Source organism: Brenneria goodwinii (assembly GCF_002291445.1).
Classification (GTDB): domain Bacteria; phylum Pseudomonadota; class Gammaproteobacteria; order Enterobacterales; family Enterobacteriaceae; genus Brenneria; species Brenneria goodwinii.
Genome location: NZ_CP014137.1, coordinates 2,950,915 through 2,973,735, shown reverse-complemented (window position 1 = coordinate 2,973,735; position 22,821 = coordinate 2,950,915). Strand labels below are relative to the sequence as shown.

The following is a 22,821-nucleotide window of genomic DNA, read 5'->3' as shown; positions in this document are numbered from 1 at the left end:
TTGTCTGTGGTTTTTCTTTTGTAACAGGGTTGCTTATTTATGGAACAACAATCCACTAAGCTCAAGCGTGGGTTAAGTACGCGGCATATCCGTTTTATCGCCTTGGGTTCGGCGATCGGTACCGGGCTGTTTTATGGATCGGCCAGCGCCATCCAGATGGCGGGGCCTAGCGTCCTGCTGGCTTACCTGCTTGGCGGCATTGTCGCTTATATTATCATGCGGGCGCTGGGCGAAATGTCAGTGAATAACCCGCAGGCCAGCTCCTTTTCCCGCTATGCACAAGATTACCTCGGGCCGCTGGCCGGTTATATTACCGGCTGGACCTACTGTTTTGAGATGCTGATTGTCGCCATTGCCGATGTAACCGCGTTTGGTATTTACATGGGAGTCTGGTTTCCGGCCGTACCTCACTGGGTGTGGGTGCTTAGCGTCGTACTGATCATCGGGGCGATTAACCTGATGAATGTAAAAGTCTTCGGCGAGTTGGAATTCTGGCTGTCTTTCTTTAAGGTCGCCACCATTATCATCATGATCGTGGCCGGGATCGGCATTATTGTCTGGGGCATCGGCAACGGCGGTGAACCTACCGGCATTCATAATCTGTGGACCAACGGCGGATTCTTCAGTAATGGCGTGATGGGGATGATCCTCTCGTTGCAATTGGTGATGTTTGCTTATGGCGGGGTGGAAATTATCGGTATTACCGCCGGCGAAGCTCAGGATCCGAAAAAATCGATCCCGCGCGCCATCAACTCCGTTCCCTGGCGTATTCTGGTGTTCTATGTGGGCACGTTGTTTGTCATCATGTCGATTTACCCATGGAATCAGGTTGGCACCAATGGGAGTCCGTTTGTTCTGACATTCCAGCATCTGGGGATCACCGCCGCTGCCGGCATCCTGAACTTTGTGGTGATTACCGCCTCGCTCTCGGCCATTAACAGCGATGTGTTTGGCGTCGGGCGTATGTTGCACGGTATGGCTGAACAGGGCCATGCGCCAAAAGTCTTTACCCAGATTTCTAAACGCGGCATACCGTGGGTCACTGTCGTGGTGATGATGCTGGCTCTGCTGATTGCGGTATATCTGAACTATATTATGCCGGGTAAGGTCTTCCTGGTTATCGCCTCGCTGGCAACCTTTGCCACCGTTTGGGTGTGGATCATGATCCTATGTTCGCAGATCGCTTTTCGCCGCGGCTTAAGCCGCGAGCAGGTGAAAGCGCTGGCGTTCCCGTTACGGGGCGGCGTGGCGATGTCGATGTTCGCCATTATCTTCCTGTTTTTTATCATCGGCTTGATTGGTTATTTCCCCGATACCCGCGTGTCGCTTTATGTCGGCATTGTCTGGATTGTATTGCTGCTGGCGGGTTATGCGATCAAGCAGAGATATCAGCGGCGCTAGGCTGAACAAGCGGGCGAGCATACGGGGATGAAGGTTTCATCCCCGTTTTACTTTGTGCGGGCGTGAGTTAACGGGTTGCAACCACCTGCCGAGCCAGCGCCTGCATATCATAACCGGTCGGCGTCTGATGCACGCGCAAATCGAACTCCGGCATCACGGCGAAGATATGGTCGAAGATGTCCGCCTGTATGCTTTCATATTCCACCCAGGCAGTGGTATTGGTGAAGGCGTAAATTTCCAGCGGTAAGCCTTCCGGCGTCGGCGCCAACTGGCGCACCATCAACGTCATGCCGTTATGAATTCCCGGATGCGCGTGCAGATAAGCCTGAAGATAGGCGCGGAACGTCCCCAGATTGGTCAGCCGGCGTCCGTTGAGCGGCGAGGAGAGGTCGGCCTGCGCATTATGTTGTTGCAATTCACTGGTCTTGTGGGCGATATACGGCGAGAGCAGTCTGCTGCGTAGCAGCCGCTGCTGTTCGTCTTCGGTCATAAAATGCACGCTGGTGGTATCGATATTGACGCTGCGCTTGATGCGGCGGCCGCCCGATTCCGACATGGCGCGCCAGTTTTTGAATGAGTCCGATATCAGGGCGTAAGTGGGGATGGTGGTGATGGTATTGTCCCAGTTTTTGACCTTAACCGTGGTCAAGCCGATATCGATTACCGCGCCATCCGCGCCGTATTTCGGCATTTCCAGCCAGTCTCCCAGCAACAGCATATTGTTGGCCGAGAGCTGAATTCCCGCCACCAGCCCCATAATCGGATCTTTAAACACCAGCATCAGGACGGCGGTCATCGCCCCCAGACCGCTGATCAGAATCAACGGCGATTTTCCAATCAGCAGCGACACCACCATAATGCCGATCACGATGGTGGCGATCAGCTTCAGGCTTTGAAAGATCCCCCGTAGCGGCAACTGGGTGGCGACTTTTGAACGCGCGGAAACGGTCAGCAGGATATCAAGCAGCGAAAACAGCACCAGCAAAGCGAAAATCATGATCCAGACCTGAGAACAGATCACCAGCGCTTCACGGGTTTCACTTTGGGACGGCAGCCACAGTACCACCTGAATATTGAGAATGATGCCCTGGAACAGAAAGGCCAGGCGATTAAACAGGTTATGCTGCGTTAAAGCCTGTTTCCAACCAGGGACGTCGGCACTGTTCGTTTGGTTTGACGAACGCAATACCATCCTTTTTAGCACCACCTGATGGAGAATCAGATGAATAACGGCTGAAATCAGCAATATCAGCCCCAGAACAATCAGTAGCGCAATGATGCCAGTGTGTTGCATTCCCGCGTTTTCCAGCCACAGAGCAAGATTTTGTTGCATGCGTCCCTCTTTGATATGCCAGCAAACCGGCCAGGTATTAACGATAGATCTCGTTTAAGGCTAAGGATTTGGCGCACTCAGTCAACTTTTTGTTTTGACGACGCGGGTCAAGACGGAAATAGCCGGGTTTGCGCTGCGGGCTGACTTAACGGGGCGGTAAGAACGTTGTCGGAAAGCAAAGAAGCCAGCTGCTGCGGGCAACTGGCTTCGGCGGAATGACGTGCGGGGCGATTACAGTTTGTCGGCGTTTTCAGACAGGTATTTCGCGACGCCGTCTGGAGAGGCGCCCATACCGGATTTCCCTTTTTCCCACTGGGCGGGACAAACTTCGCCGTGCTCTTCATGGAACTGCAGCGCGTCGACCATACGCAGCATTTCATCAATGTTGCGGCCCAAAGGCAGATCGTTGACCACCTGATGGCGCACGATGCCTTCTTTGTCGATCAGGAAGGAGCCGCGCAACGCCACGCCGGCGTCCGGGTGTTCGATACCGTAGGCTTTCTGAATCTCACGCTTAACGTCGGCAACCATGGCATATTTCACTTCGCCGATACCGCCTTTGTCGACAGGGGTTTGACGCCATGCGTTATGCACGAACTCAGAGTCGAAAGAAACGCCGACCACTTCAACGCCACGCTGTTGGAACTCTTCATAGCGGTGATCGAACGCGATCAGTTCCGACGGGCAAACGAAGGTAAAGTCCATTGGCCAGAAGAAAATCACGGCCGGTTTACCGCTGATGTGTTTTTTAAAGTTGAAATTTTCAACGATTTCGCCACTGCCGAGAACGGCAGCCGCGGTGAAGTCAGGGGCTTGACGAGTTACCAGGACCATTAATTACTCCTGTAATTTATTATTAATGAATGGATTAATGTGAAAAACATTAATAAGTATATGGACTTTGCCGGAGGGAAGACAGGCAAAGAGACCAATCGATGAGATAGCTTTCATCTATCGATCTAATAGATGATTTATATCATGGCCTTGTGTTAAGCGTACCCGAATTCATAGCCGCCGCATTTTCGCCAGGTTCATCATCCTTGGGTAAAACTGCCAGAAGAGTGTTTCAAATTGAGGATAGTTCTGTTCAATATCGCTGAATGAGCCGGAAAGCGCCGCCAGCTTGGGACGACGAATCGACATTCTATGCAGCACATCGGCAATGAACGGCAATTCAGCGTAGCGTTCCAGCCAGCGTTCCGGCCATAGGTAGCGATTCAAGTTTTGAAAACGATCGGGCGTTTGCGCCAGATGCGGCGTGATTTGCGCTTGCGCCAGACCGACAAACGCAGGCAGCGATATTTGCGGCTCCAGCTGTAGCCAGTGGCGGGCCAGAAAGTGATCCCACAGCACATCCAGCGTAATGGGCGCGACACGACGGTAATCGGCGCTGAAATACTGGCGCGCCTGCTTCACCTCCGGCAGGCTGTCGGTCAGCGAATCGACCCGGCGATGTAAACGGATACCCGCGACGATATCCTCAGAGTAGTTTTCCTGAGGATTGCCGCGGACGAAATCAGCCATCAGATTGCCTAACAGCGAACTGTCGGCCAGTGTGGCCAGATGGAGGTGAGCAAGAAAATTCATGGCGGCAGTATAATGCATTCCGTTTGCGCGTGCTTATTTCTTGCAGCCATGCGCTTGCGGCTCTAGACTAGGCCGCCCATTTTTTAATGTATTAAATAGCTAAGTGAATTGTCATGCGTGTTGCCGATTTTTCGTTTGAACTCCCTGAATCATTGATCGCCCATTATCCGCAGGCTCAGCGTAGCGGGTGTCGTCTGCTGTCGCTGGATGGGCCGACGGGAAATCTGACGCACGGCGTGTTTACCGATTTGCTGAATAAGCTGGATGCCGGCGATCTGCTGGTGTTTAACAATACGCGCGTTATTCCGGCGCGTCTGTTCGGGCGCAAGGCCAGCGGCGGCAAATTGGAAGTGCTGGTGGAACGGGTGCTGGATGAGCGGCGCGTGATTGCGCATGTGCGCGCGTCAAAAGCGCCAAAACCCGGCGCGGAACTGTTGCTTGGCGATGATGACAGCGTCAGGGCAACGATGGTCGCCCGCCATGACGCGTTGTTTGAACTGCATTTTGATGATTCCCGCGACGTGTTGTCGATTCTGAACGATATCGGCCATATCCCGCTGCCGCCTTATATCGATCGGCCGGACGAAGAATCCGACCGCGAACTCTATCAGACGGTCTACAGCCGGCGTCCGGGCGCGGTGGCAGCGCCGACGGCGGGGTTGCACTTTGATGAGCCGATGCTGGCGGCGTTACGCGAGAAGGGCGTGGAGATGGCGTTTGTCACCCTGCACGTCGGGGCGGGGACATTTCAGCCGGTACGCGTAGAAACCATCGAAGATCATGTGATGCACGCCGAATATGCCGAAGTGCCGCAGGAGGTGGTCGACGCGGTGCTGGCCTGTAAAGCGCGCGGCAATAAGGTCGTGGCGGTCGGCACCACCTCCGTCCGCTCGCTGGAAAGCGCGGCGCAAGCCAGCAAGGAGGCGTTGATCGCGCCGTTTTTCGGCGATACCCGTATCTTTATTTATCCGGGTTATCACTATCGGATTATCGATGCGCTGGTGACCAACTTTCATCTGCCGGAGTCAACGCTGATCATGCTGGTGTCGGCCTTCGCCGGCTACCAACATACCATGTCGGCCTATCGGCAGGCGGTCGCTGAACAGTATCGTTTTTTCAGCTACGGAGACGCCATGTTTATCACGCGCAATCCGCTGGCCGAGCAGGAGCAGATCGGGTAGTTATCCGTCTGAACCTTTTATGTACGCCGCAGGCCAGGCTCTGTCGGGCGTTTATCTGGCATTATCAATATCAACATCAGACTGTTTTTCTGATGCTGGAGGCTAAGTGAAGTACGAATTACAAAAAACCGATGGCCGCGCCCGGCGCGGCAGATTGATTTTTGAACGCGGCGTGGTGGAGACCCCGGCGTTTATGCCCGTCGGCACCTACGGCACGGTGAAGGGCATGACGCCGGAAGAAGTAAAAGACACCGGCGCGCAGATCCTGTTGGGAAACACCTTTCACCTGTGGCTGCGCCCCGGTCAGGAAATTATGAAATTGCATGGCGATTTACATGATTTCATGCAGTGGCACGGTCCGATCCTGACCGATTCAGGCGGTTTTCAGGTCTTCAGCCTTGGCGATATCCGCAAGATCACCGAAGAAGGCGTTCATTTCCGCAACCCCATCAACGGCGACGCCATCTTCCTTAGCCCGGAAAAATCGATGGAGATTCAGTACGACCTGGGATCCGATGTGGTCATGATTTTTGATGAATGCACTCCATATCCGGCTGAATGGGACTACGCTAAACGCTCAATGGAAATGTCCCTGCGCTGGGCGAAACGCTGCCGCCAGCGCTTTGACGAGCTGAATAACAAGAACGCGTTGTTCGGTATTATTCAAGGAAGTGTTTACGAAGATTTACGTGATGTATCGGTAAAAGAACTGGTAGACATTGGCTTTGATGGGTACGCTGTGGGCGGTTTGGCGGTCGGCGAGCCTAAAGAGGATATGCACCGTATTCTGGAGCATGTCTGTCCTCAGATCCCGGCGGATAAACCCCGCTATCTGATGGGGGTCGGCAAGCCGGAAGATTTGGTGGAAGGCGTACGTCGCGGTATTGATATGTTTGACTGCGTTATGCCGACGCGTAATGCGCGTAACGGTCATCTATTTGTTACGGATGGCGTGGTTAAAATCCGCAATGCGAAGCATAGGGATGATGTCCGCCCGCTTGACGAGCACTGTGATTGCTATACGTGTCGCAATTATAGCCGCGCATACTTGCATCATCTTGACCGTTGCAACGAAATACTCGGGGCGCGACTCAATACCATCCACAATTTGCGTTATTATCAACGTTTGATGGCGGGTTTACGTCAGGCCATTGAAGAGGGTAAATTAGATCACTTTGTGGTGGATTTTTACCAACGGATGGGCAAACCGGTTCCGCCGCTTGCTGAAAAAAACGTTGCTGACAGCAACTGACAGCCGGCGTTATTGTGATTTTCATCTTATTCACTTTTGTCACACTGATAACTTATATTTTTGATAACAAAGAGGAAATTTAAATGAGTCTTTTTATCTCCGATGCTGTAGCAGCGACTGGCGCTCCGGCTCAGGGAAGCCCGTACTCTCTGGTTATTATGCTGGCCGTTTTTGGTCTGATTTTCTACTTTATGATCCTGCGCCCACAGCAAAAACGCGCCAAGGAACATAAAAAGCTAATGGATTCCATCAGCAAGGGTGATGAAGTCTTAACCACCGGCGGTCTGGTCGGGCGTGTGACTAAAGTGTCTGAAACCGGCTATATCGCCATTGCGTTGAATGACACCAATGAAGTTGTTATCAAACGTGATTTCGTGGCTGCCGTGCTGCCGAAGGGCACAATCAAGGCCCTGTAATTTTCGATTTTCCCGAAGGGAATTGCCGTGTTAAACCGTTATCCTTTGTGGAAGTACCTGATGCTGATCGTGGCTTTGGTCATCGGTCTGGTCTATGCGCTTCCTAACCTGTATGGTGAGGATCCGGCGGTACAAGTTACTGGCGCGCGGGGAACCGCCGCCAGCGAAACGACGCTGATCCAAGTCCAAAATGTATTAAAAGAGCAAAATATCACCAGTAAGTCGATTGCATTGGAAAATGGTGCGATTCTGGCTCGCTTCTCCAACCCGGATATACAAATCCGTGCCCGTGAAGCCCTTCTGAATGAGCTGGGCGACAAATTTGTTGTGGCGCTTAACCTCGCCCCCGCAACGCCGACGTGGTTACGCGTCCTGGGTGCCGAGCCGATGAAACTGGGGCTTGATCTGCGCGGCGGCGTTCACTTCCTGATGGAAGTGGATATGGATACCGCGCTGGGCAAGTTGCAAGAACAGTCAATGGATTCTCTGCGCAGCGATTTGCGTGAGAAAAACATTCCTTATGCTGCGGTGCGTAAAATCGACAACTACGGTGTTGAAATCCGTTTCCGCGATGCGCAAACGCGTGACGGCGGAGTGAGCTATTTGACCTCCCGTCACCGCGATCTGGTCATCAGCGCCAGCGGCAGCAACCTGCTGCGTGCGGTCATGAGCGATGAACGCCTGCGTGAGGCGCGTGAATATGCGGTGCAGCAAAACATCAATATCCTGCGTAACCGTGTTAACCAGCTTGGCGTCGCCGAACCGTTGGTTCAACGTCAGGGCGCCGACAGAATCGTGGTTGAGCTGCCGGGTATTCAGGATACCGCGCGAGCCAAGGAAATTCTGGGCGCGACCGCCACGCTGGAATTCCGTCTGGTCAATAGCGATGCCGACGCTACCGCCGCCGCCAATGGCCGCGTGCCGGGCGACTCCGAAGTGAAGAATATGCGTGACGGCGCGCCGGTAGTGCTGTTTAAACGCGTTATTTTAACCGGCGATCACATTACTGACTCTACGTCGAGCAATGATGAATACAACCGTCCGCAGGTGAATATATCGCTGGATAGCGCTGGTGGTAACACCATGTCCAATTTCACCAAGGACAGCATCGGCAAACTGATGGCGACGCTGTTTGTCGAATATAAAGACAGCGGCAAGAAAGACGCCAACGGCCGTGCGATCCTGGAGAAACAGGAAGAAGTGATCAACGTGGCGACGATCCAGTCGCGGTTGGGTAACAGCTTCCGCATCACCGGTATTGATAACCCGAACGAGGCCCGCCAGCTTTCCCTGCTGCTGCGCGCCGGCGCGCTGATCGCGCCGATCCAGATTGTGGAAGAGCGTACCATCGGGCCGACATTGGGTATGCAGAACATCACCCAAGGGCTGGAAGCCTGTCTGTGGGGGTTGGTCGCGTCAATCGTCTTTATGGTGGTTTACTATCGTAAGTTCGGCGTGATTGCCACAACGGCGTTGGTGGCTAACCTGGTGCTGATCGTCGGCGTGATGTCATTGTTGCCGGGCGCCACGCTAACCATGCCGGGTATTGCCGGTATCGTGTTGACGCTGGCGGTGGCTGTCGATGCCAACGTGTTGATTAACGAGCGTATTAAGGAAGAGCTTAAAAATGGGCGTAGCGTCCAGCAGGCGATTCATGAAGGGTATAAAGGCGCATTCTCCAGTATCGTGGATGCCAACCTGACCACTCTGATTACCGCCATTATCCTTTACGCTGTCGGTACTGGTTCGATTAAAGGCTTTGCCATCACCACGGCTATCGGGGTGGCAACCTCGATGTTTACGGCGATCGTCGGTACTCGTGCCATCGTTAACCTGCTTTACGGCGGCAAACGCATTAACAAGCTGTCTATCTGAGGAGTGCGTTGTGGCACAGGATTATACTGTTGAACAACTGAACTATGGACGCCGGGTCTATGACTTTATGCGTTGGGATAACGTCGCGTTTTTGATTTCAGGAACGTTGCTGATTCTCTCGCTGATCGTTATGGGCGTACGGGGTTTTAACTGGGGATTGGATTTCACCGGCGGTACGGTGATTGAAATCAATCTCGAAAAACCTGCCGATCTGGATCTGATCCGTGATTCATTGCAGCAGGCCGGATTCCACGATCCGCTGATCCAGAACTTTGGCAGCAGCCGCGACGTGATGGTGCGTATGCCGCCGAGCGTTGGGACATCCGGTCAGGAATTGGGTAATCGCGTAGTGAGCGTGATTAATCAGGGCACTGAACAGCATGCGACGGTAAAACGCATTGAGTTTGTCGGCCCCAGCGTCGGGAGCGATTTGGCTCAGGCGGGGGGGATGGCCTTGCTGAGCGCGTTGATCTGTATCCTGATTTACGTCGGTTTCCGTTTCGAATGGCGGCTGGCATTGGGGGCGGTTATCGCGCTGGCGCATGATGTGATTATTACCATGGGTGTGCTCTCCCTTTTCCGGATAGAGGTCGATCTGACTATCGTCGCGTCGTTGATGTCGGTCATCGGTTACTCGCTGAACGACAGTATCGTGGTCTCCGACCGTATCCGTGAGAATTTCCGCAAAATTCGCCGCGGTACGCCTTATGAGATAATGAACGTCTCTCTGACGCAAACGCTGAGCCGTACCATCATGACGTCGGCCACTACGCTGGTGGTGGTGCTGATGTTGTACATTTTCGGCGGCGCGATGCTGGAAGGTTTTTCGCTGGCAATGTTGATCGGCGTATCGATTGGTACGGTGTCTTCTATCTATGTCGCTTCCGCGCTGGCTTTGAAGCTGGGGATGAAACGCGAGCATTTACTGGTTCAGAAGGTAGAGAAAGAAGGGGCCGATCAACCCTCTCTGCTGCCGTAAGTTTGCAGTGCGCCCCGGAAAAAACATTTTCGGGGGGTGTAATTCCTGTCAATCCCTTTTCGTCATCCCCGCGCAGGCGGGGATCTGCTTTCAGGCGGTGCGTTGCTATCATGCAAACTCCTACCTATGCGGCAATGACGGATTTGGGTTCGGTATTACGAAGGCAGCTTGGTCATTAGTCTGAAACCCATTGTTAACTGCGCCCTAAAAGTTGGAGATCCAACTGAGTCAGGCGCAGTTTTTTATGCCTGATTATCCCTGTCCGCCATCCTGCGGGCCGTCAGGTCGCGGATGCCGGTTAAGGCGCATCCGTGCTGGCAACGGGCGGCGGCGTCTGTTCTTCGCCTATGATGTGGTACAACCGAACAAACCCCAGTTGCTCCGGGGATAGCCCGCTGAGTCTCAGTTCAATCATGGCCTCGGTTTTTGGTAACAGCGGAGGCAAGAACCTGAAGGACTGCGTCTGCGTATCGGTGATTAACGGTTTTCCACTCACCGGGTCGATTTGTCCCCAGTCTACATGCGCGCTGAACGCGGGCAACCGGGCCGTATCAAGCGTTCGAATAGTCAGCAACGCACGGGTGCCGTTAGCTTCGGGTTCGATATGACTGAGCAATACGCGAAGTTGACCGATATCGCTTTGCAATATCGCGTTGCTTTGCGCCGCCGGTAATAAATAAACGCCGGAGTTTGAGCGCTCATTCAGCGCATTTTGTTGTTCTAGCGCAGTCGCCTGGTCGGTCAGCGTTTTTAACTGGTGGTTCAACTGGCTCAATTGATTTTGCAACTGCGGCACCTGGCGTTGTTGCGCACAGCCCGCCAGTAAAACCAAAGCCGGTAAAATAGCCAGCATGCGATATCGGGTTGTCATTTCTACTTTTCCCCTGCGTAATTTTATTTACAAATCCTTCAGCTCTCTTTGATGACAGTGTAGACGCGATTGCGGGTAAGTCACATACCCTGATTGCCGCGGTAGCGATTTCCCTCATCACCTCGATATTCTTATGTGATTTCCGTGGCATGCGAGCCTGTTCGCAACAATATTCGGGAACTTTGGTTAGTCTGTTAATTCAGGGTAAACTGTCTCTATGTTAAGGATTACTGGTCAGGAAGCATTATGCATTGTCCATTTTGTTCCGCTGTGGATACCAAAGTTATCGATTCCCGCCTGGTTGGCGAAGGTTCTCAGGTTCGTCGTCGTCGGCAGTGCCTGGTTTGCAATGAACGCTTTACCACATTTGAAGTGGCGGAGTTGGTGTTGCCGCGGGTTATAAAAAGCAACGATGTGCGCGAACCATTCAATGAAGACAAATTGCGCAGCGGCATGCTCAAGGCCTTGGAGAAAAGGCCGGTCAGTTCTGATGATGTTGAAATGGCGATTAACCATATTAAATCCCAGTTGCGTGCCACCGGCGAACGTGAAGTCACGGCCAAGATGATCGGCAACCTGGTGATGGATGCGCTGAAGAAACTGGATAAGGTTGCCTATGTCCGGTTTGCATCGGTGTATCGCAGCTTTGAGGATATCCGCGAGTTCGGTGAAGAGATCGCCCGTCTGCAAGATAAGGCATGATGGGGGGGAGGCCAGCCAGAGAAAAGAGGCGCAGAGGATGGTTAGTCCACAGGACGAATTAGTACTACCGCAGGATGAACGGTATATGGCGCGGGCGCTGGAGCTGGCGCGCCGTGGGCGCTTTACTACCGCGCCTAATCCTAATGTCGGTTGCGTGATAGTAAAAGACGGCGAGATTGTCGGGGAAGGATATCACTTACGTGCCGGCGAACCTCACGCGGAAGTCCATGCGTTACGGATGGCCGGGGAGCAGGCTCGCGGCGCGACAGCCTACGTCACGCTGGAGCCGTGCAGCCATCATGGCCGCACTCCGCCTTGCGCCGACGCGTTGATCGCGGCCGGTATCGCCCGTGTTGTCGCCGCCATGCAGGATCCCAATCCCCAGGTGGCGGGGCGTGGGTTGCACCGTTTGCAACAGGCCGGCGTCGATGTCAGTCATGGTTTGATGCTGTCTGAAGCAGAGAAGGTCAATCTGGGCTTTCTAAAGCGCATGCGTACCGGTTTTCCCTATGTTCAACTTAAAATGGCCGCCTCGCTGGATGGCCGCACCGCCATGTCTTCTGGAGAAAGCCAGTGGATCACCTCACCGCAGGCCCGGCAGGATGTGCAGCGTTTTCGGGCAGAAAGCGCGGCTATTCTGAGCAGCAGTGCGACAGTATTGGCGGATGACCCGTCGTTAACGGTGCGTTGGTCGGAACTGGATGCCGAAACGCAGCGGATTTACCCGGTCGAGAATGTACGCCAGCCCGTGCGGGTCATTGTTGATAGCCGGCGCCGTGTTGTCCCGCAACATCGCATCATTTCGCAGCCGGGACAAACCTGGCTGGCGCGTGTGCAGACGGATGAACAGGCGTGGCCTGAAAACGTTGAGCAACTCAGATTACCGCAGCACAATGGCGGTATCGATCTGGTTGCGCTGATGATGGTGCTGGGTAAGCGGCAGATTAATTCTGTATGGGTAGAAGCCGGCGCAAATCTGGCGGGAGCCTTGTTGAAAGCTGGCGTGGTGGATGAGCTTATTGTTTACCTGGCGCCGAAGCTTTTGGGGGATAATGCTCGTGGACTTTGCGTTCTGCCCGGATTAAGCCAACTGTCGCAGGCGCCTGAGTTTGAGATAAGCGATGTTCGCCAGATAGGGCCAGATTTGCGGCTGCGGTTAAAACCGAATACGTGACCGGAAGAATATGATAGAATCCGCCCCCCTGCGGGGTATAAAGACCAGATAAAGGAAAGCTATGAACGTTATTGAAGGTGTTGTTGCTACTCCTGATGCCCGCGTGGCGATTGCGATTGCGCGTTTTAACCATTTTATTAATGACAGCCTGTTGGAAGGCGCGATCGATGCGTTAAAGCGCATCGGTCAGGTTAAAGACGAGAATATCACCGTTGTTTGGGTTCCTGGAGCCTATGAGCTGCCGTTAGCCGTTCGCGCGCTGACCAAAAGCACTCAAAACGGTGGATTCGATGCGGTGGTTGCGCTGGGAACGGTTATCCGTGGTGGAACAGCCCATTTTGAATTTGTTGCTGGCGAATGCAGCTCTGGTTTGTCTCAAGTCGCTATGACCAGCGATGTCCCGGTTGCCTTCGGGGTACTGACCACAGAAAACATTGAGCAGGCCATTGAGCGTGCTGGCACAAAGGCGGGTAACAAAGGCGCAGAAGCTGCCCTGACCGCGCTAGAAATGATTAATGTATTGAAAGCTATTAAGTAAGCCTGATTAAGTAAGGGGAATTCCGTGAAACCTGCTGCTCGTCGCCGCGCCCGTGAATGTGCGGTTCAAGCGCTTTATTCCTGGCAATTGTCTAAAAACGATATTGCTGATATTGAACTACAATTCCTGAGCGAGCAGGATGTCAAAGATGTCGACATCACCTATTTCCGAGAGCTGCTGGCGGGTGTTGCCACTCAGGCCGAAAAATTGGATCAACTGATGGCGCCTTTCCTGTCTCGTCAGCTTGATGAACTGGGGCAGGTTGAAAGAGCCATTCTGCGTTTGGCCATGTTTGAACTCAGCAAGCGTGACGATGTTCCTTACAAAGTGGCGATCAATGAAGCCATAGAACTAGCCAAGGTGTTTGGCGCCGAGGACAGTCATAAGTTTGTGAATGGCGTGCTCGATAAGGCTGCGCCTTCCGTACGGAAAGGCAAAAAATAAATGAGTCAGGGCCGGATATCCGGCCCTGGTCTTTTGAATTAAATGCTGGTTGGAAAGGTTATGGTTGAAGGTGAGTTTGACCTTATTGCCCGCTATTTCAATCGGGTTGGCAGTTCACGCCGAGATGTCGCGTTGGGTATCGGTGACGATTGCGCGTTACTGTCGATTGCCGAGAAACAATTGCTGGCGGTGAGTACCGATACATTGGTATCCGGGATTCATTTTTTACCCGATATCGATCCTGCCGATTTGGGTTACAAATCATTGGCGGTCAATTTAAGCGATTTGGCAGCCATGGGCGCCGATCCCGCTTGGTTGTCACTGGCGATTACCCTGCCTGAAATAAACAGCGACTGGCTGTCAAGATATAGCGATAGTCTGTTTGAGCTCCTCGACTATTACGGCATGCAATTAATCGGCGGCGATACCACCCGAGGCCCTCTGAGTCTGACGCTGACGATTTATGGTTTAGTTCCCACGGGACGCGCATTGACCCGCAAAGGCGCCCGGATAGGCGACTGGGTTTATGTTACGGGCTCGTTGGGGGATAGCGCCGCCGGGCTGGCAATCCTGCAGGATAAACTGTCTGTCGCTGATGATCATGCCCGTCAGGCGCTGATTCAGCGCCATCTGCGTCCGCAGCCCAGAATATTGCAAGGGCAGGCGCTGCGTGATTTGGCCAGTTCGGCTATTGATATTTCCGACGGCCTGATTTCCGATTTACGGCACGTGCTGAAATGCAGTGAATGTGGGGCGCGGATTAACCTGGACGCCATTCCCTACTCGCATTGGCTGCGCGATCACGTTGAGGCCGAACAGGCTCTGAACTGGGCGCTGTCAGGCGGCGAAGATTATGAACTGTGCTTCACCGTGCCTGAAATTAACCGTGGCGCACTGGACATGGCTTTAGACCATCTGGGCGCCGACTATACCTGTATCGGGCAAATATCGCCTTCATCCGAAGGGTTGCGTTTCTTCCGGGGTGAGAAAGAAATTGAATTGAACTGGAAGGGATATGACCATTTTAGCCGGTAACACCAAAGGGTCGCAAACGGCGAAAAGCCGACTGCATTTAAGCAACCCGTGGCACTTGCTGGCTACGGGATTCGGTAGCGGTTTGGCGCCCTGGATGCCTGGCACGTTCGGATCGTTGGCGGCGATCCCGCTGTGGTATGTGATGTCGTTTCTTCCCACTGAACTTTATTCGCTGGTGGTGATGTTCAGCATCTGCATCGGCGTTTATCTGTGTCATCGGACGGCAAAAGATATGGGGGTTCACGATCACGGTTGCATCGTCTGGGACGAGTTTGTCGGTATGTGGATTACCCTGATGGCCATTCCGGTAAATGACTGGCAGTGGGTCGCGGCGGGCTTTGTGGCGTTTCGTTGCCTGGATATCTGGAAACCTTGGCCCATCCGCTGGTTTGATCGCAATGTGCACGGCGGAATGGGCATTATGATCGACGACATTATCGCCGGGGTGATCGCCGCCGGCGTGATTTACGGGATTGGCGTCTACTGGCCGTAATGTTAAATGTGTTTGCCTATATCCACAGATGCTTTTGGAAGGCGTGTTGACCCGCCTAGTAGGGCGAATCATCCCAGACTTGTTGCGCCGCGCGTTGCCGGGACACCGTGGCCTGGGCGATGTCGTCCATTGACCTGGCGCTTAAACCGTCGCTGAAATAGCGTGTGCTGGGATCTTTGGCGACAAGCCGCTCATCCAACGTACTACTGAGTATGCCGTAGTAATCATTCAACTGGATATATCCTCGGCCGATCGGCGGATATTGGTTCTGCCGCAGGTAGCTTGCCACTTCGCCGCTGGTAACGTGTTTTATATGATTGAGCGTTAGCGCTGCTGGAATCGGCGCCGCATTACGGGAGCGTTGATAAAGGGCCGCCAGGGCCGGGGTGCGATTTTGCGACTCCTGTAATGTGGCGGCGGAAGGGTATCTGACCCAGGGATCGACCACGACAGTATTTTTCTCTCCCCAGGTTTGATCGCGCGGATCGCCGATCAAAACATAGGCATGACACCAGTTCTGGTCCTTCACGAAGGATACCGGGGCATTAATCGATTGTTGCGCCAATAGCGTATAGCTTACGCTGGCGAATTCCTGACAATTACCGGACTGGTGGCGCGCGGCGTCCCACGCCGCCTGGATCGGAGAGCAGAACGGCGTTCTTCTTACCATATTGGTACGAGCCATGCTCTCGCCACCGGTATATAAAACCTCTGCCGTTTGATTGCCCGCGCCGTAGGGCAGCAGCATCTTCACCTTGCGCAGCGTTTCCTGCGCCAGTTGCAAGTGTTCCATCGTGGATGCGCTGACGCTGACGCGTTTCCCTTCATAAACGCCGATGCCCAGCTCTTGCGTACTGGCCGCGTCATGGAGTTTGACCGTGGGTTCGCGGCTGAAATTTTCCAGCGGGTTTACCGTAACTCTTCCGGGGAAATATCTGTTGTGCGTGGCGTTTAGCATGGTTTTTTCGTCCTTACCCTTTTTAACGTATTGAGCGTGATGAGCCATTTTCGCTGTAGTACGGCAATGGCGTAATGCATATACCGCAGTCATCCTCAATAGCGTGAAGCATTCCCTGCGGGTAAATAAGCAATCCATGGTCCGGGGAGAGCATTACCATCGATATGGCGAATTATTCCAGGCCTGCTGCGCCGCGCGTTGCCGGGATACCGTAGCCTGTGCGATATCGTCCATTGATCTGGCGTTAAAGAGGTTGCTTGAATAACGCGTGCTGGGATCTTTGGCGGCGGTTTTCTCATCAAATGTTTCAGATGCCACTTCGCTTTGGGAAAACCATTCCAGAAAATCGTCACCGAGGGAAGGGAGTTCAATCTCGGCGAGATAGTGGCTTACTTCGCCGGTGGTCACGTGGCGTATGCTGTTTAATGCCTGGGCGCCGGTCAGAGGGGACGCATTGCGGGCTCTCTGATATTCCGGCTCCGGATAAGGATTACGCCGGCTGGCTTGTTCCAATGTGACCGCCGCGGGATACCTGACCCAAGGGTCTACGACCACGGTATTTTTCTCTCCCCAGGTTTGATCGCGCGGATCGCCAATGAGTATATATTTATGTTCCCAATCACTGTCACCCACATGCAATACCGGTGCGTTAATACGATTCTGCGCCAGTAGCGCATAAGCTATATCTGCGTGTTCTTCGCAGTTACCCGCCTGGTAGCGGGCAGCCTGACTGGCGTTAGGGATAGGCGCGTTAGCGGAAGACCTCTCCCTGTGCATTAGCGAGCGCGCCGAACTTTCTCCGTTGGTGTAAACCATTTCCACTTTTTGGTTGCCCGCCCCGTAGGGCAGCAGCATCTTCACTTTGCGCAGCGTTTCCTGCGCCAGTTGTAAGTGTTCCATCGTGGACGCGCTGACGCTGACGCGTTTCCCTTCATAATCGCCTATGCCCAACTCTTGCGCGCTGACCGCGTTATGGAGTTTGACCGTGTGCTCGCGGCTGAAATTTTCCAGCGGGTTTACCGTAACCCCGCCGGGGAAATATCTGTTGTGCGTGGCGTTTAGCATGGTTTTCCTGTCCTTAACCTTTTTAACGTATTGAGCGTGATGTGCCGGCGTAGGATAAATGTTCGCTTTAGTCCGGCGCAGGCGTAATGCATGTACCGTGGTCATCACTGATTGATGAAAAGGGGATGGCAGGCAGACGAGGACGAACTATTTCCCGGCGGAAGAATCCACCAGCTTGTTTATCCAGGCTTTTAACTTTGACGCCGTGTCAATAAACGAACCGACCAATTTATAGGTTTCCGTTTCATCCAACTCGGCCAGCGCTTGCCGGCATGAAAGCACGACTTGCATGTTGCGAACATCAAGACCGATGTTGAAAACCGGATGTTTGGTGTTCCACATATTCATGGAAAGCAATGATAACAGGACGTCGGCGCGCGCACCGACATGCGGCGCCAGTGAGGTAACCGGGCTCATGATGTTCAGGTAATCCCGCTGGTTCCCCAGCAGTAGGATCTGCATTTCGTCTTCCAGCGTGATGATATAGACATCGTGTCCGCTTTCCGCCGCTTTCTGCGCATCAACCTGATACCGTTTCATCAGCTTGGACATAACGATGTGGAAACCTCGCGTGCCGCTCATGCCATTTCTCCTTTTCGATTTTTCTGAGTGGCTGGAGAGCGGCTTAGGTTCCATATGAAATGAAAAAATAACGAAGGGCGGAATCACGCCGGTGAAAGCGGTATTCCGCATAGGGAAATGTTAGGCTAGCCAGGCCTCAATGCGGCGCGCAATGCCTGCGGCATCCAGGCCGAGATCGGCGCGGATTTCTTCCTGCGAGCCTTGAGGAACGAAAGCGTCCGGCAGGCCGATATTCAGTACCGGCAGCACCACGCGTTTTGCCATCAGCAGTTCGTTCACGCCGCTGCCCGCACCGCCCATAATGGCATTTTCTTCCAGCGTCACCAGCGTGTGATGGGTGTTTGCCATTTCCATAATCAGCGCGTCATCCAACGGTTTAACGAAACGCATATCAACCAGCGTGGCGTTCAGTTTGTCCGCGACTTTTTGCGCTTCCGGCAATAGCGTGCCGAAGTTGAGAATTGCGATCCCTTCGCCCTGACGCCGGACGACGCCTTTGCCAATCGGTAATTCAGCCAGCGGCGCTAAATCCGCGCCGGTGCCGCTTCCTCGGGGATAGCGCACCGCCGTCGGCCCTTTCTTATAGTGATAACCGGTGTGCAGCATCTGACGGCATTCGTTTTCGTCGCTTGGCGTCATAATGACCATGTTCGGGATACAGCGCAAAAACGACAGATCGAAAGCGCCCTGATGAGTCTGACCATCGGCTCCGACGATACCGCCGCGATCGATGGCGAACAGCACCGGTAGATTTTGAATGGCGACGTCATGGATAACCTGGTCGTAGGCGCGTTGCAAAAAGGTGGAGTAAATCGCCACTACCGGGTTGTATCCTCCAATCGCCAGGCCGGCGGCAAAGGTAACCGCGTGCTGTTCGGCAATCGCGACATCAAAATATTGCTGCGGATATTCCCGTGAAAACGGCACCATACCGGAACCTTCGCGCATGGCGGGCGTGATGGCCATCAGCTTGCTGTCTTTAGCCGCGGTATCCAGCAGCCACTGACCGAAGATTTTTGAGTAGGTCGGCAGGTCGTCTTTGCTTTTCGGCAGCATGCCGCTGGCGGGATCGAACCTGGGCACCGCGTGCCAGCTAATGGGATCCTGTTCTGCCGGGGCATAGCCCTTACCTTTTTTGGTCATAATGTGCAGCAGCTGCGGGCCTTTCAGGCTACGCATATTTTTCAGTGTTTGCGCCAGCGCCTGCACGTCGTGACCGTCCACCGGACCGATATAGTTAAAACCCAGTTCTTCAAACATAGTGCCCGGAACCACCATGCCTTTAAGGTGTTCTTCCGTCCGCTTGACCAGTTCCTTGATCGGCGGCAGTCCGGATAACACTTTTTTGCCGCCTTCACGCAAACTGGCGTAGAGCTTGCCGGACAGCAACTGTGCCAGGTGGTTGTTCAGGGCGCCGACGTTTTCTGAAATCGACATCTCGTTGTCGTTCAGCACCACCAGCAGATCGGCGTTAATGTCGCCGGCGTGGTTCATGGCTTCAAAGGCCATTCCCGCGGTAATGGCGCCATCGCCAATCACGCAAACGGTACGGCGGCCTTTTCCTTCCCGCTCCGCGGCCACGGCCATACCCAGTCCGGCGCTGATTGAGGTTGACGAGTGACCGACGCTTATTACGTCGTATTCACTTTCCTCACGCCACGGGAAAGGATGTAAACCGCCTTTTTGGCGAATGGTGGCAATGCGGTCGCGGCGGCCCGTCAGAATTTTGTGCGGATAAGCCTGATGTCCGACATCCCAGACCAGGTGATCGAAAGGGGTGTTGTAGACGTAATGCAGCGCAACCGTAAGTTCGACTGTCCCTAATCCTGAGGCGAAATGACCGCTTGAACGGCTGACGCTGTCCAATAAATATTGGCGAAGTTCATCACACAGCTTCGGCAGGCTCTCTTTCGGTAGCAGACGTAGCTCATCGGGTGTTTCCACTAACGATAATGTAGGGTATTTCGCTATATCAAAACTCATTAGAGACTCGTTTAGAGATTTTATTTATTACGCTCAACGATGAAATTCGCCAGCGCTTGTAATGGCTCAATATTCAATGGTTCTTGGCTGGACGCGGCCAGATCATCCAGCGAGGCCAGTGATTCCCGATAAAGCTCCCGGGCTTTTTCCCGCGCGCCTTGCAAACCCAGCAGGCCGGGGTAGGTACTCTTACCCAGCTGTTGATCGGCGCCCTGGCGTTTACCCGTCGTGGCGCTATCTCCGACCACATCTAAAATATCGTCCTGTACTTGAAAGGCCAGACCGATAGCGTTGGCATAACGATCGAGGTAAGGCAATGCCGCCCGGCCCGGCTTACCGGCCGCCAGCGCGCCCAGTCTTACCGCGGCGCGGATTAGCGCGCCTGTTTTATGCCGATGGATCTGCTCCAGCGCCGCCAAATCCACCTGATGTCCTTCCGCCGCCAAATCCAGCGCCTGGCCGCCGCACATGCCGGCAACGCCGCTGGCCTGCGCCAGCTCGGACAGCATCGCCAGGCGATTTTCCACCGTAACTTGCGGCATCGGGGCATCGGCTAAAATTGAGAATGCTAACGTTTGCAGGGCATCTCCGGCCAATACGGCGCTGGCTTCGCCAAACTTGATATGACAGGTCGGCTGACCACGACGCAGATCATCATTGTCCATTGCCGGGAGATCGTCATGGATTAATGAATAAGCATGAATGCATTCTACCGCCGCGGCGGGCGCATCCAGACTTTCCAGCGGCATGCCAAACAGTTCACCAGTAGTATAAACCAGAAATGGCCGCAGCCGCTTACCGCCTAACAATGAACCATAACCCATGGCGTTAACCAGTGGACTACTCTGAAAGGGCAACTCGGAGATAAAATGACTCAGAATACGGTTAGTCCGCTGGCAGTGAGCATTCAATTGTTCAGAGAAGTCTGTCATAGCGGCTCACTGTCAGGGGTAAAAGGCGACAATGCCGCATCCGGCTCATCACTCAGTAGAATCTGTACCCGCTGCTCCGCCTGTTGCAGCTTTTGCTGCCCTTGACGCGCAAGCTGTATTCCATGCTCAAATTCATTCAGAGCCTCTTCCAATGGCAATTCGCCAGATTCAAGACGGGTCACGATTTTTTCCAGCTCGTTCAGCGCGTTTTCAAAACTTACTGGCTGCTCGGTTTTCTTGGGCATAGTATTTTCAGAATCCTGGTTTATACGCTGTTGCGTGATTACTGCATAGCGCTATTTTACATGCGAACATCAACCAATGCCGATGCAATTATACGGCTAAAGCATTAGGCTAAGCGCTATACGCCGATTATTTGACGCCGCGCTGCGATTGGCTGCAACGCCAATTACTTTGGGTATAGATAATGATATACTCCGCGCCCTGGATGCTATCGGTAAAATCATCGCTGTCAGGCTGATTTTACCGATAACGTGATTTTAAGCGCTCAGGGTAAATTTATTTACACCTCATCTGATCAAGTAACGACAGCCACCATGAAGTTTATCATTAAATTGTTCCCGGAAATCACCATCAAGAGCCAATCTGTGCGGTTGCGCTTTATCAAGATTCTGACTGGGAACATTCGCAACGTATTAAAAAATTATGATGAGACGCTGGCGGTTGTCCGTCACTGGGATCATATCGAAGTGCGCGCAAAAGACGAAAGCCAGCACGAGGCTATTCGCGATGCGCTGACGCGTATTCCCGGCATTCACCACATTCTTGATGTCGAAGAGAGTACCTATACCAGTGTTCATGACATCTTTGAACAAACGCTGGCGCTGTACCGCGCGCAACTGGAAGGGAAAACATTCTGCGTGCGCGTTAAACGCCGGGGTAAGCATGAGTTTAGCTCTCAGGACGTAGAACGCTATGTCGGCGGCGGTCTGAATCAGCACATTGAAACCGCCAAGGTAAACCTCACCTCGCCGCAGGTTACCGTCCATCTGGAAATCGATCAGGAGCGGCTGCTACTGATTAATGGCCGCTATGAAGGGATTGGCGGTTTCCCCATCGGCACGCAGGAAGACGTTTTGTCACTGATATCCGGCGGTTTCGATTCCGGCGTGTCCAGCTATATGCTGATGCGTCGCGGCTGCCGGGTACATTACTGTTTCTTTAATCTGGGCGGCGCGGCGCATGAGATCGGCGTCAAGCAGGTCGCGCATTATCTGTGGAGCCGTTTTGGCAGTTCACATCGGGTGCGTTTCATCGCCATTGATTTTGAGCCGGTCGTCGGCGAGATCCTTGAAAAAATCGATGACGGTCAAATGGGCGTGGTGCTCAAGCGCATGATGGTGCGCGCGGCTTCCCGCATGGCGGAACGCTATGGCGTGCAGGCGCTGGTGACGGGCGAAGCGTTAGGACAGGTTTCCAGTCAGACGCTGACAAACCTGCGCCTGATTGATAATGCCTCCGACACCTTGATTTTACGCCCGCTGATCTCTCATGACAAAGAGCACATCATCAAACAGGCGCGTGAGCTGGGAACCGAGGATTTTGCCAAAACGATGCCGGAATACTGTGGGGTGATTTCCAAGAGCCCGACGGTAAAAGCGGTAAAATCTAAAATTGAACATGAGGAAAGCCTGTTCGATTTTTCGATTCTGGATCGTGTGGTCAGCGAAGCGCGTAACATTGATATCCGTGATATCGCCGAGCAAACTACTCAGGAAGTGGTTGAAGTGGAAACCGTGGCGGCGTTTTCGCCGACGGATGTTTTACTGGATATCCGCGCGCCGGACGAGCAGGAAGATAAACCGCTGGTGCTGGACGGCGCCGAGATTAAATTGTTGCCGTTCTATAAGTTGAGCACCCAATTTGGCGATCTGGACCAGAGTAAAAGCTATTTACTCTATTGCGAACGTGGAGTGATGAGCCGTTTACAGGCGCTTTATCTGCGCGAACAAGGGTTCAGCAACGTGAAGGTCTACCGTCCGTAAGCCATAAGGGCGCC

General features: G+C 53.6%; 23 protein-coding genes. 13 read left to right on the top strand and 10 right to left on the bottom strand.

Features of this window, described 5'->3' with window-relative positions; all coding sequences use genetic code 11:
- The first annotated feature begins 39 nt into the window (after window positions 1–39).
- Window positions 40–1,401, top strand: a complete 1,362-nt coding sequence (proY, locus tag ACN28R_RS13315) for a proline-specific permease ProY (protein WP_095834644.1) — start codon at window positions 40–42, stop codon at window positions 1,399–1,401.
- Window positions 1,402–1,468: 67 nt separating this feature from the next.
- Here the strand turns inward: proY and ACN28R_RS13310 are convergent, their stop codons facing one another.
- The 3 genes from ACN28R_RS13310 to ACN28R_RS13300 all read right to left on the bottom strand — a co-directional run bounded on the left by ACN28R_RS13310 (window position 1,469) and on the right by ACN28R_RS13300 (window position 4,321).
- The gene (locus tag ACN28R_RS13310) at window positions 1,469–2,734 is read right to left on the bottom strand and encodes a mechanosensitive ion channel family protein (protein WP_095834643.1); all 1,266 of its coding nucleotides are present in this window, start codon (window positions 2,732–2,734) and stop codon (window positions 1,469–1,471) included.
- A gap of 231 nt (window positions 2,735–2,965) precedes the next feature.
- Entirely contained in the window at window positions 2,966–3,568 is a 603-nt protein-coding gene (locus ACN28R_RS13305) for a peroxiredoxin C (protein WP_048635841.1), read from the bottom strand.
- Window positions 3,569–3,739: 171 nt separating this feature from the next.
- Complete coding sequence (locus ACN28R_RS13300; protein WP_048635840.1) at window positions 3,740–4,321, bottom strand: acyl carrier protein phosphodiesterase; 582 nt, start codon at window positions 4,319–4,321, stop codon at window positions 3,740–3,742.
- 113 nt (window positions 4,322–4,434) lie between these two features.
- Between ACN28R_RS13300 and queA the strand changes: the two genes are divergently transcribed.
- The 5 genes from queA (at window position 4,435) to secF (ending at window position 10,024) form a co-directional block, all read left to right on the top strand.
- Window positions 4,435–5,502, top strand: a complete 1,068-nt coding sequence (queA, locus tag ACN28R_RS13295) for a tRNA preQ1(34) S-adenosylmethionine ribosyltransferase-isomerase QueA (protein WP_095834642.1) — start codon at window positions 4,435–4,437, stop codon at window positions 5,500–5,502.
- Between the two features lie 106 nt (window positions 5,503–5,608).
- Complete coding sequence (tgt, locus tag ACN28R_RS13290) at window positions 5,609–6,754, top strand: tRNA guanosine(34) transglycosylase Tgt (RefSeq protein ID WP_095834641.1); 1,146 nt, start codon at window positions 5,609–5,611, stop codon at window positions 6,752–6,754.
- An 83-nt stretch (window positions 6,755–6,837) separates the two neighbouring features.
- Window positions 6,838–7,170, top strand: coding sequence for a preprotein translocase subunit YajC (gene yajC, locus ACN28R_RS13285; RefSeq protein WP_048635837.1), 333 nt, complete (start codon window positions 6,838–6,840; stop codon window positions 7,168–7,170).
- 27 nt (window positions 7,171–7,197) lie between these two features.
- Window positions 7,198–9,045, top strand: a complete 1,848-nt coding sequence (secD, locus tag ACN28R_RS13280) for a protein translocase subunit SecD (protein ID WP_095834640.1) — start codon at window positions 7,198–7,200, stop codon at window positions 9,043–9,045.
- A gap of 10 nt (window positions 9,046–9,055) precedes the next feature.
- Window positions 9,056–10,024, top strand: coding sequence for a protein translocase subunit SecF (secF, locus tag ACN28R_RS13275; RefSeq protein ID WP_095834639.1), 969 nt, complete (start codon window positions 9,056–9,058; stop codon window positions 10,022–10,024).
- A gap of 298 nt (window positions 10,025–10,322) precedes the next feature.
- On the opposite strand, the gene ACN28R_RS13270 is transcribed toward secF, so the two are convergent.
- A complete protein-coding gene (locus tag ACN28R_RS13270) occupies window positions 10,323–10,895 on the bottom strand; it encodes a SadB/YajI family lipoprotein (protein ID WP_095834638.1) in 573 nt (190 codons plus the stop codon).
- A gap of 246 nt (window positions 10,896–11,141) precedes the next feature.
- On the opposite strand from ACN28R_RS13270, the gene nrdR reads away from it, so the two are divergent.
- The 6 genes from nrdR (at window position 11,142) to pgpA (ending at window position 15,281) form a co-directional block, all read left to right on the top strand.
- Window positions 11,142–11,597 carry a transcriptional regulator NrdR gene (gene nrdR / locus ACN28R_RS13265; protein ID WP_048635833.1) on the top strand — a complete coding sequence of 152 codons (456 nt, stop codon included), beginning with the start codon at window positions 11,142–11,144 and terminating at the stop codon, window positions 11,595–11,597.
- 37 nt (window positions 11,598–11,634) lie between these two features.
- Complete coding sequence (gene ribD / locus ACN28R_RS13260; RefSeq protein WP_095834637.1) at window positions 11,635–12,771, top strand: bifunctional diaminohydroxyphosphoribosylaminopyrimidine deaminase/5-amino-6-(5-phosphoribosylamino)uracil reductase RibD; 1,137 nt, start codon at window positions 11,635–11,637, stop codon at window positions 12,769–12,771.
- A 61-nt stretch (window positions 12,772–12,832) separates the two neighbouring features.
- Window positions 12,833–13,309: a 6,7-dimethyl-8-ribityllumazine synthase gene (gene ribH / locus ACN28R_RS13255; RefSeq protein ID WP_095834636.1), complete on the top strand. Its 477-nt coding sequence runs from the start codon at window positions 12,833–12,835 to the stop codon at window positions 13,307–13,309.
- Between the two features lie 24 nt (window positions 13,310–13,333).
- Window positions 13,334–13,753, top strand: a complete 420-nt coding sequence (gene nusB, locus ACN28R_RS13250) for a transcription antitermination factor NusB (RefSeq protein ID WP_048635830.1) — start codon at window positions 13,334–13,336, stop codon at window positions 13,751–13,753.
- A 60-nt stretch (window positions 13,754–13,813) separates the two neighbouring features.
- Window positions 13,814–14,788 carry a thiamine-phosphate kinase gene (gene thiL / locus ACN28R_RS13245; protein WP_095835801.1) on the top strand — a complete coding sequence of 325 codons (975 nt, stop codon included), beginning with the start codon at window positions 13,814–13,816 and terminating at the stop codon, window positions 14,786–14,788.
- Entirely contained in the window at window positions 14,769–15,281 is a 513-nt protein-coding gene (gene pgpA / locus ACN28R_RS13240) for a phosphatidylglycerophosphatase A (protein ID WP_048635829.1), read from the top strand. The genes thiL and pgpA overlap by 20 nt, the downstream gene beginning before the upstream one ends.
- 55 nt (window positions 15,282–15,336) lie before the next feature.
- Here pgpA and ACN28R_RS13235 read toward each other — a convergent pair whose 3' ends face one another.
- The 6 genes from ACN28R_RS13235 to xseB form a co-directional block, all read right to left on the bottom strand.
- Window positions 15,337–16,239, bottom strand: a complete 903-nt coding sequence (locus ACN28R_RS13235; RefSeq protein WP_095834635.1) for a type III effector — start codon at window positions 16,237–16,239, stop codon at window positions 15,337–15,339.
- A gap of 153 nt (window positions 16,240–16,392) precedes the next feature.
- Window positions 16,393–17,304 carry a hypothetical protein gene (locus ACN28R_RS13230; RefSeq protein ID WP_048635827.1) on the bottom strand — a complete coding sequence of 304 codons (912 nt, stop codon included), beginning with the start codon at window positions 17,302–17,304 and terminating at the stop codon, window positions 16,393–16,395.
- 147 nt (window positions 17,305–17,451) lie between these two features.
- A complete protein-coding gene (locus ACN28R_RS13225; RefSeq protein WP_183096754.1) occupies window positions 17,452–17,886 on the bottom strand; it encodes a CesT family type III secretion system chaperone in 435 nt (144 codons plus the stop codon).
- A 120-nt stretch (window positions 17,887–18,006) separates the two neighbouring features.
- Window positions 18,007–19,869 (bottom strand): 1-deoxy-D-xylulose-5-phosphate synthase, encoded by a 1,863-nt coding sequence (gene dxs / locus ACN28R_RS13220; protein ID WP_095834633.1) that lies wholly within the window; start codon window positions 19,867–19,869, stop codon window positions 18,007–18,009.
- Window positions 19,870–19,889: 20 nt separating this feature from the next.
- Window positions 19,890–20,801, bottom strand: a complete 912-nt coding sequence (gene ispA, locus ACN28R_RS13215; protein ID WP_095834632.1) for a (2E,6E)-farnesyl diphosphate synthase — start codon at window positions 20,799–20,801, stop codon at window positions 19,890–19,892.
- The gene (gene xseB / locus ACN28R_RS13210) at window positions 20,798–21,046 is read right to left on the bottom strand and encodes an exodeoxyribonuclease VII small subunit (protein ID WP_048635823.1); all 249 of its coding nucleotides are present in this window, start codon (window positions 21,044–21,046) and stop codon (window positions 20,798–20,800) included. Before xseB ends, ispA begins: the two co-directional genes overlap by 4 nt.
- Window positions 21,047–21,358: 312 nt before the next feature.
- Between xseB and thiI the strand changes: the two genes are divergently transcribed.
- Window positions 21,359–22,807: a tRNA uracil 4-sulfurtransferase ThiI gene (gene thiI / locus ACN28R_RS13205; protein ID WP_048639619.1), complete on the top strand. Its 1,449-nt coding sequence runs from the start codon at window positions 21,359–21,361 to the stop codon at window positions 22,805–22,807.
- Window positions 22,808–22,821: the final 14 nt, after the last annotated feature.

What these genes read in the sequence shown, in the direction of transcription:
- proY (WP_095834644.1), top strand. Translation starts at nt 40, where the DNA reads ATGGAACAACAATCCACTAAGCTCAAGCGTGGGTTAAGTACGCGGCAT.
- ACN28R_RS13310 (WP_095834643.1), bottom strand. Translation starts at nt 2,734, where the DNA reads ATGCAACAAAATCTTGCTCTGTGGCTGGAAAACGCGGGAATGCAACAC.
- ACN28R_RS13305 (WP_048635841.1), bottom strand. Translation starts at nt 3,568, where the DNA reads ATGGTCCTGGTAACTCGTCAAGCCCCTGACTTCACCGCGGCTGCCGTT.
- ACN28R_RS13300 (WP_048635840.1), bottom strand. Translation starts at nt 4,321, where the DNA reads ATGAATTTTCTTGCTCACCTCCATCTGGCCACACTGGCCGACAGTTCG.
- queA (WP_095834642.1), top strand. Translation starts at nt 4,435, where the DNA reads ATGCGTGTTGCCGATTTTTCGTTTGAACTCCCTGAATCATTGATCGCC.
- yajC (WP_048635837.1), top strand. Translation starts at nt 6,838, where the DNA reads ATGAGTCTTTTTATCTCCGATGCTGTAGCAGCGACTGGCGCTCCGGCT.
- ACN28R_RS13270 (WP_095834638.1), bottom strand. Translation starts at nt 10,895, where the DNA reads ATGACAACCCGATATCGCATGCTGGCTATTTTACCGGCTTTGGTTTTA.
- nrdR (WP_048635833.1), top strand. Translation starts at nt 11,142, where the DNA reads ATGCATTGTCCATTTTGTTCCGCTGTGGATACCAAAGTTATCGATTCC.
- ribD (WP_095834637.1), top strand. Translation starts at nt 11,635, where the DNA reads ATGGTTAGTCCACAGGACGAATTAGTACTACCGCAGGATGAACGGTAT.
- ribH (WP_095834636.1), top strand. Translation starts at nt 12,833, where the DNA reads ATGAACGTTATTGAAGGTGTTGTTGCTACTCCTGATGCCCGCGTGGCG.
- thiL (WP_095835801.1), top strand. Translation starts at nt 13,814, where the DNA reads ATGGTTGAAGGTGAGTTTGACCTTATTGCCCGCTATTTCAATCGGGTT.
- pgpA (WP_048635829.1), top strand. Translation starts at nt 14,769, where the DNA reads ATGACCATTTTAGCCGGTAACACCAAAGGGTCGCAAACGGCGAAAAGC.
- ACN28R_RS13235 (WP_095834635.1), bottom strand. Translation starts at nt 16,239, where the DNA reads ATGCTAAACGCCACGCACAACAGATATTTCCCCGGAAGAGTTACGGTA.
- ACN28R_RS13230 (WP_048635827.1), bottom strand. Translation starts at nt 17,304, where the DNA reads ATGCTAAACGCCACGCACAACAGATATTTCCCCGGCGGGGTTACGGTA.
- ACN28R_RS13225 (WP_183096754.1), bottom strand. Translation starts at nt 17,886, where the DNA reads ATGAGCGGCACGCGAGGTTTCCACATCGTTATGTCCAAGCTGATGAAA.
- dxs (WP_095834633.1), bottom strand. Translation starts at nt 19,869, where the DNA reads ATGAGTTTTGATATAGCGAAATACCCTACATTATCGTTAGTGGAAACA.
- ispA (WP_095834632.1), bottom strand. Translation starts at nt 20,801, where the DNA reads ATGACAGACTTCTCTGAACAATTGAATGCTCACTGCCAGCGGACTAAC.
- xseB (WP_048635823.1), bottom strand. Translation starts at nt 21,046, where the DNA reads ATGCCCAAGAAAACCGAGCAGCCAGTAAGTTTTGAAAACGCGCTGAAC.
- thiI (WP_048639619.1), top strand. Translation starts at nt 21,359, where the DNA reads ATGAAGTTTATCATTAAATTGTTCCCGGAAATCACCATCAAGAGCCAA.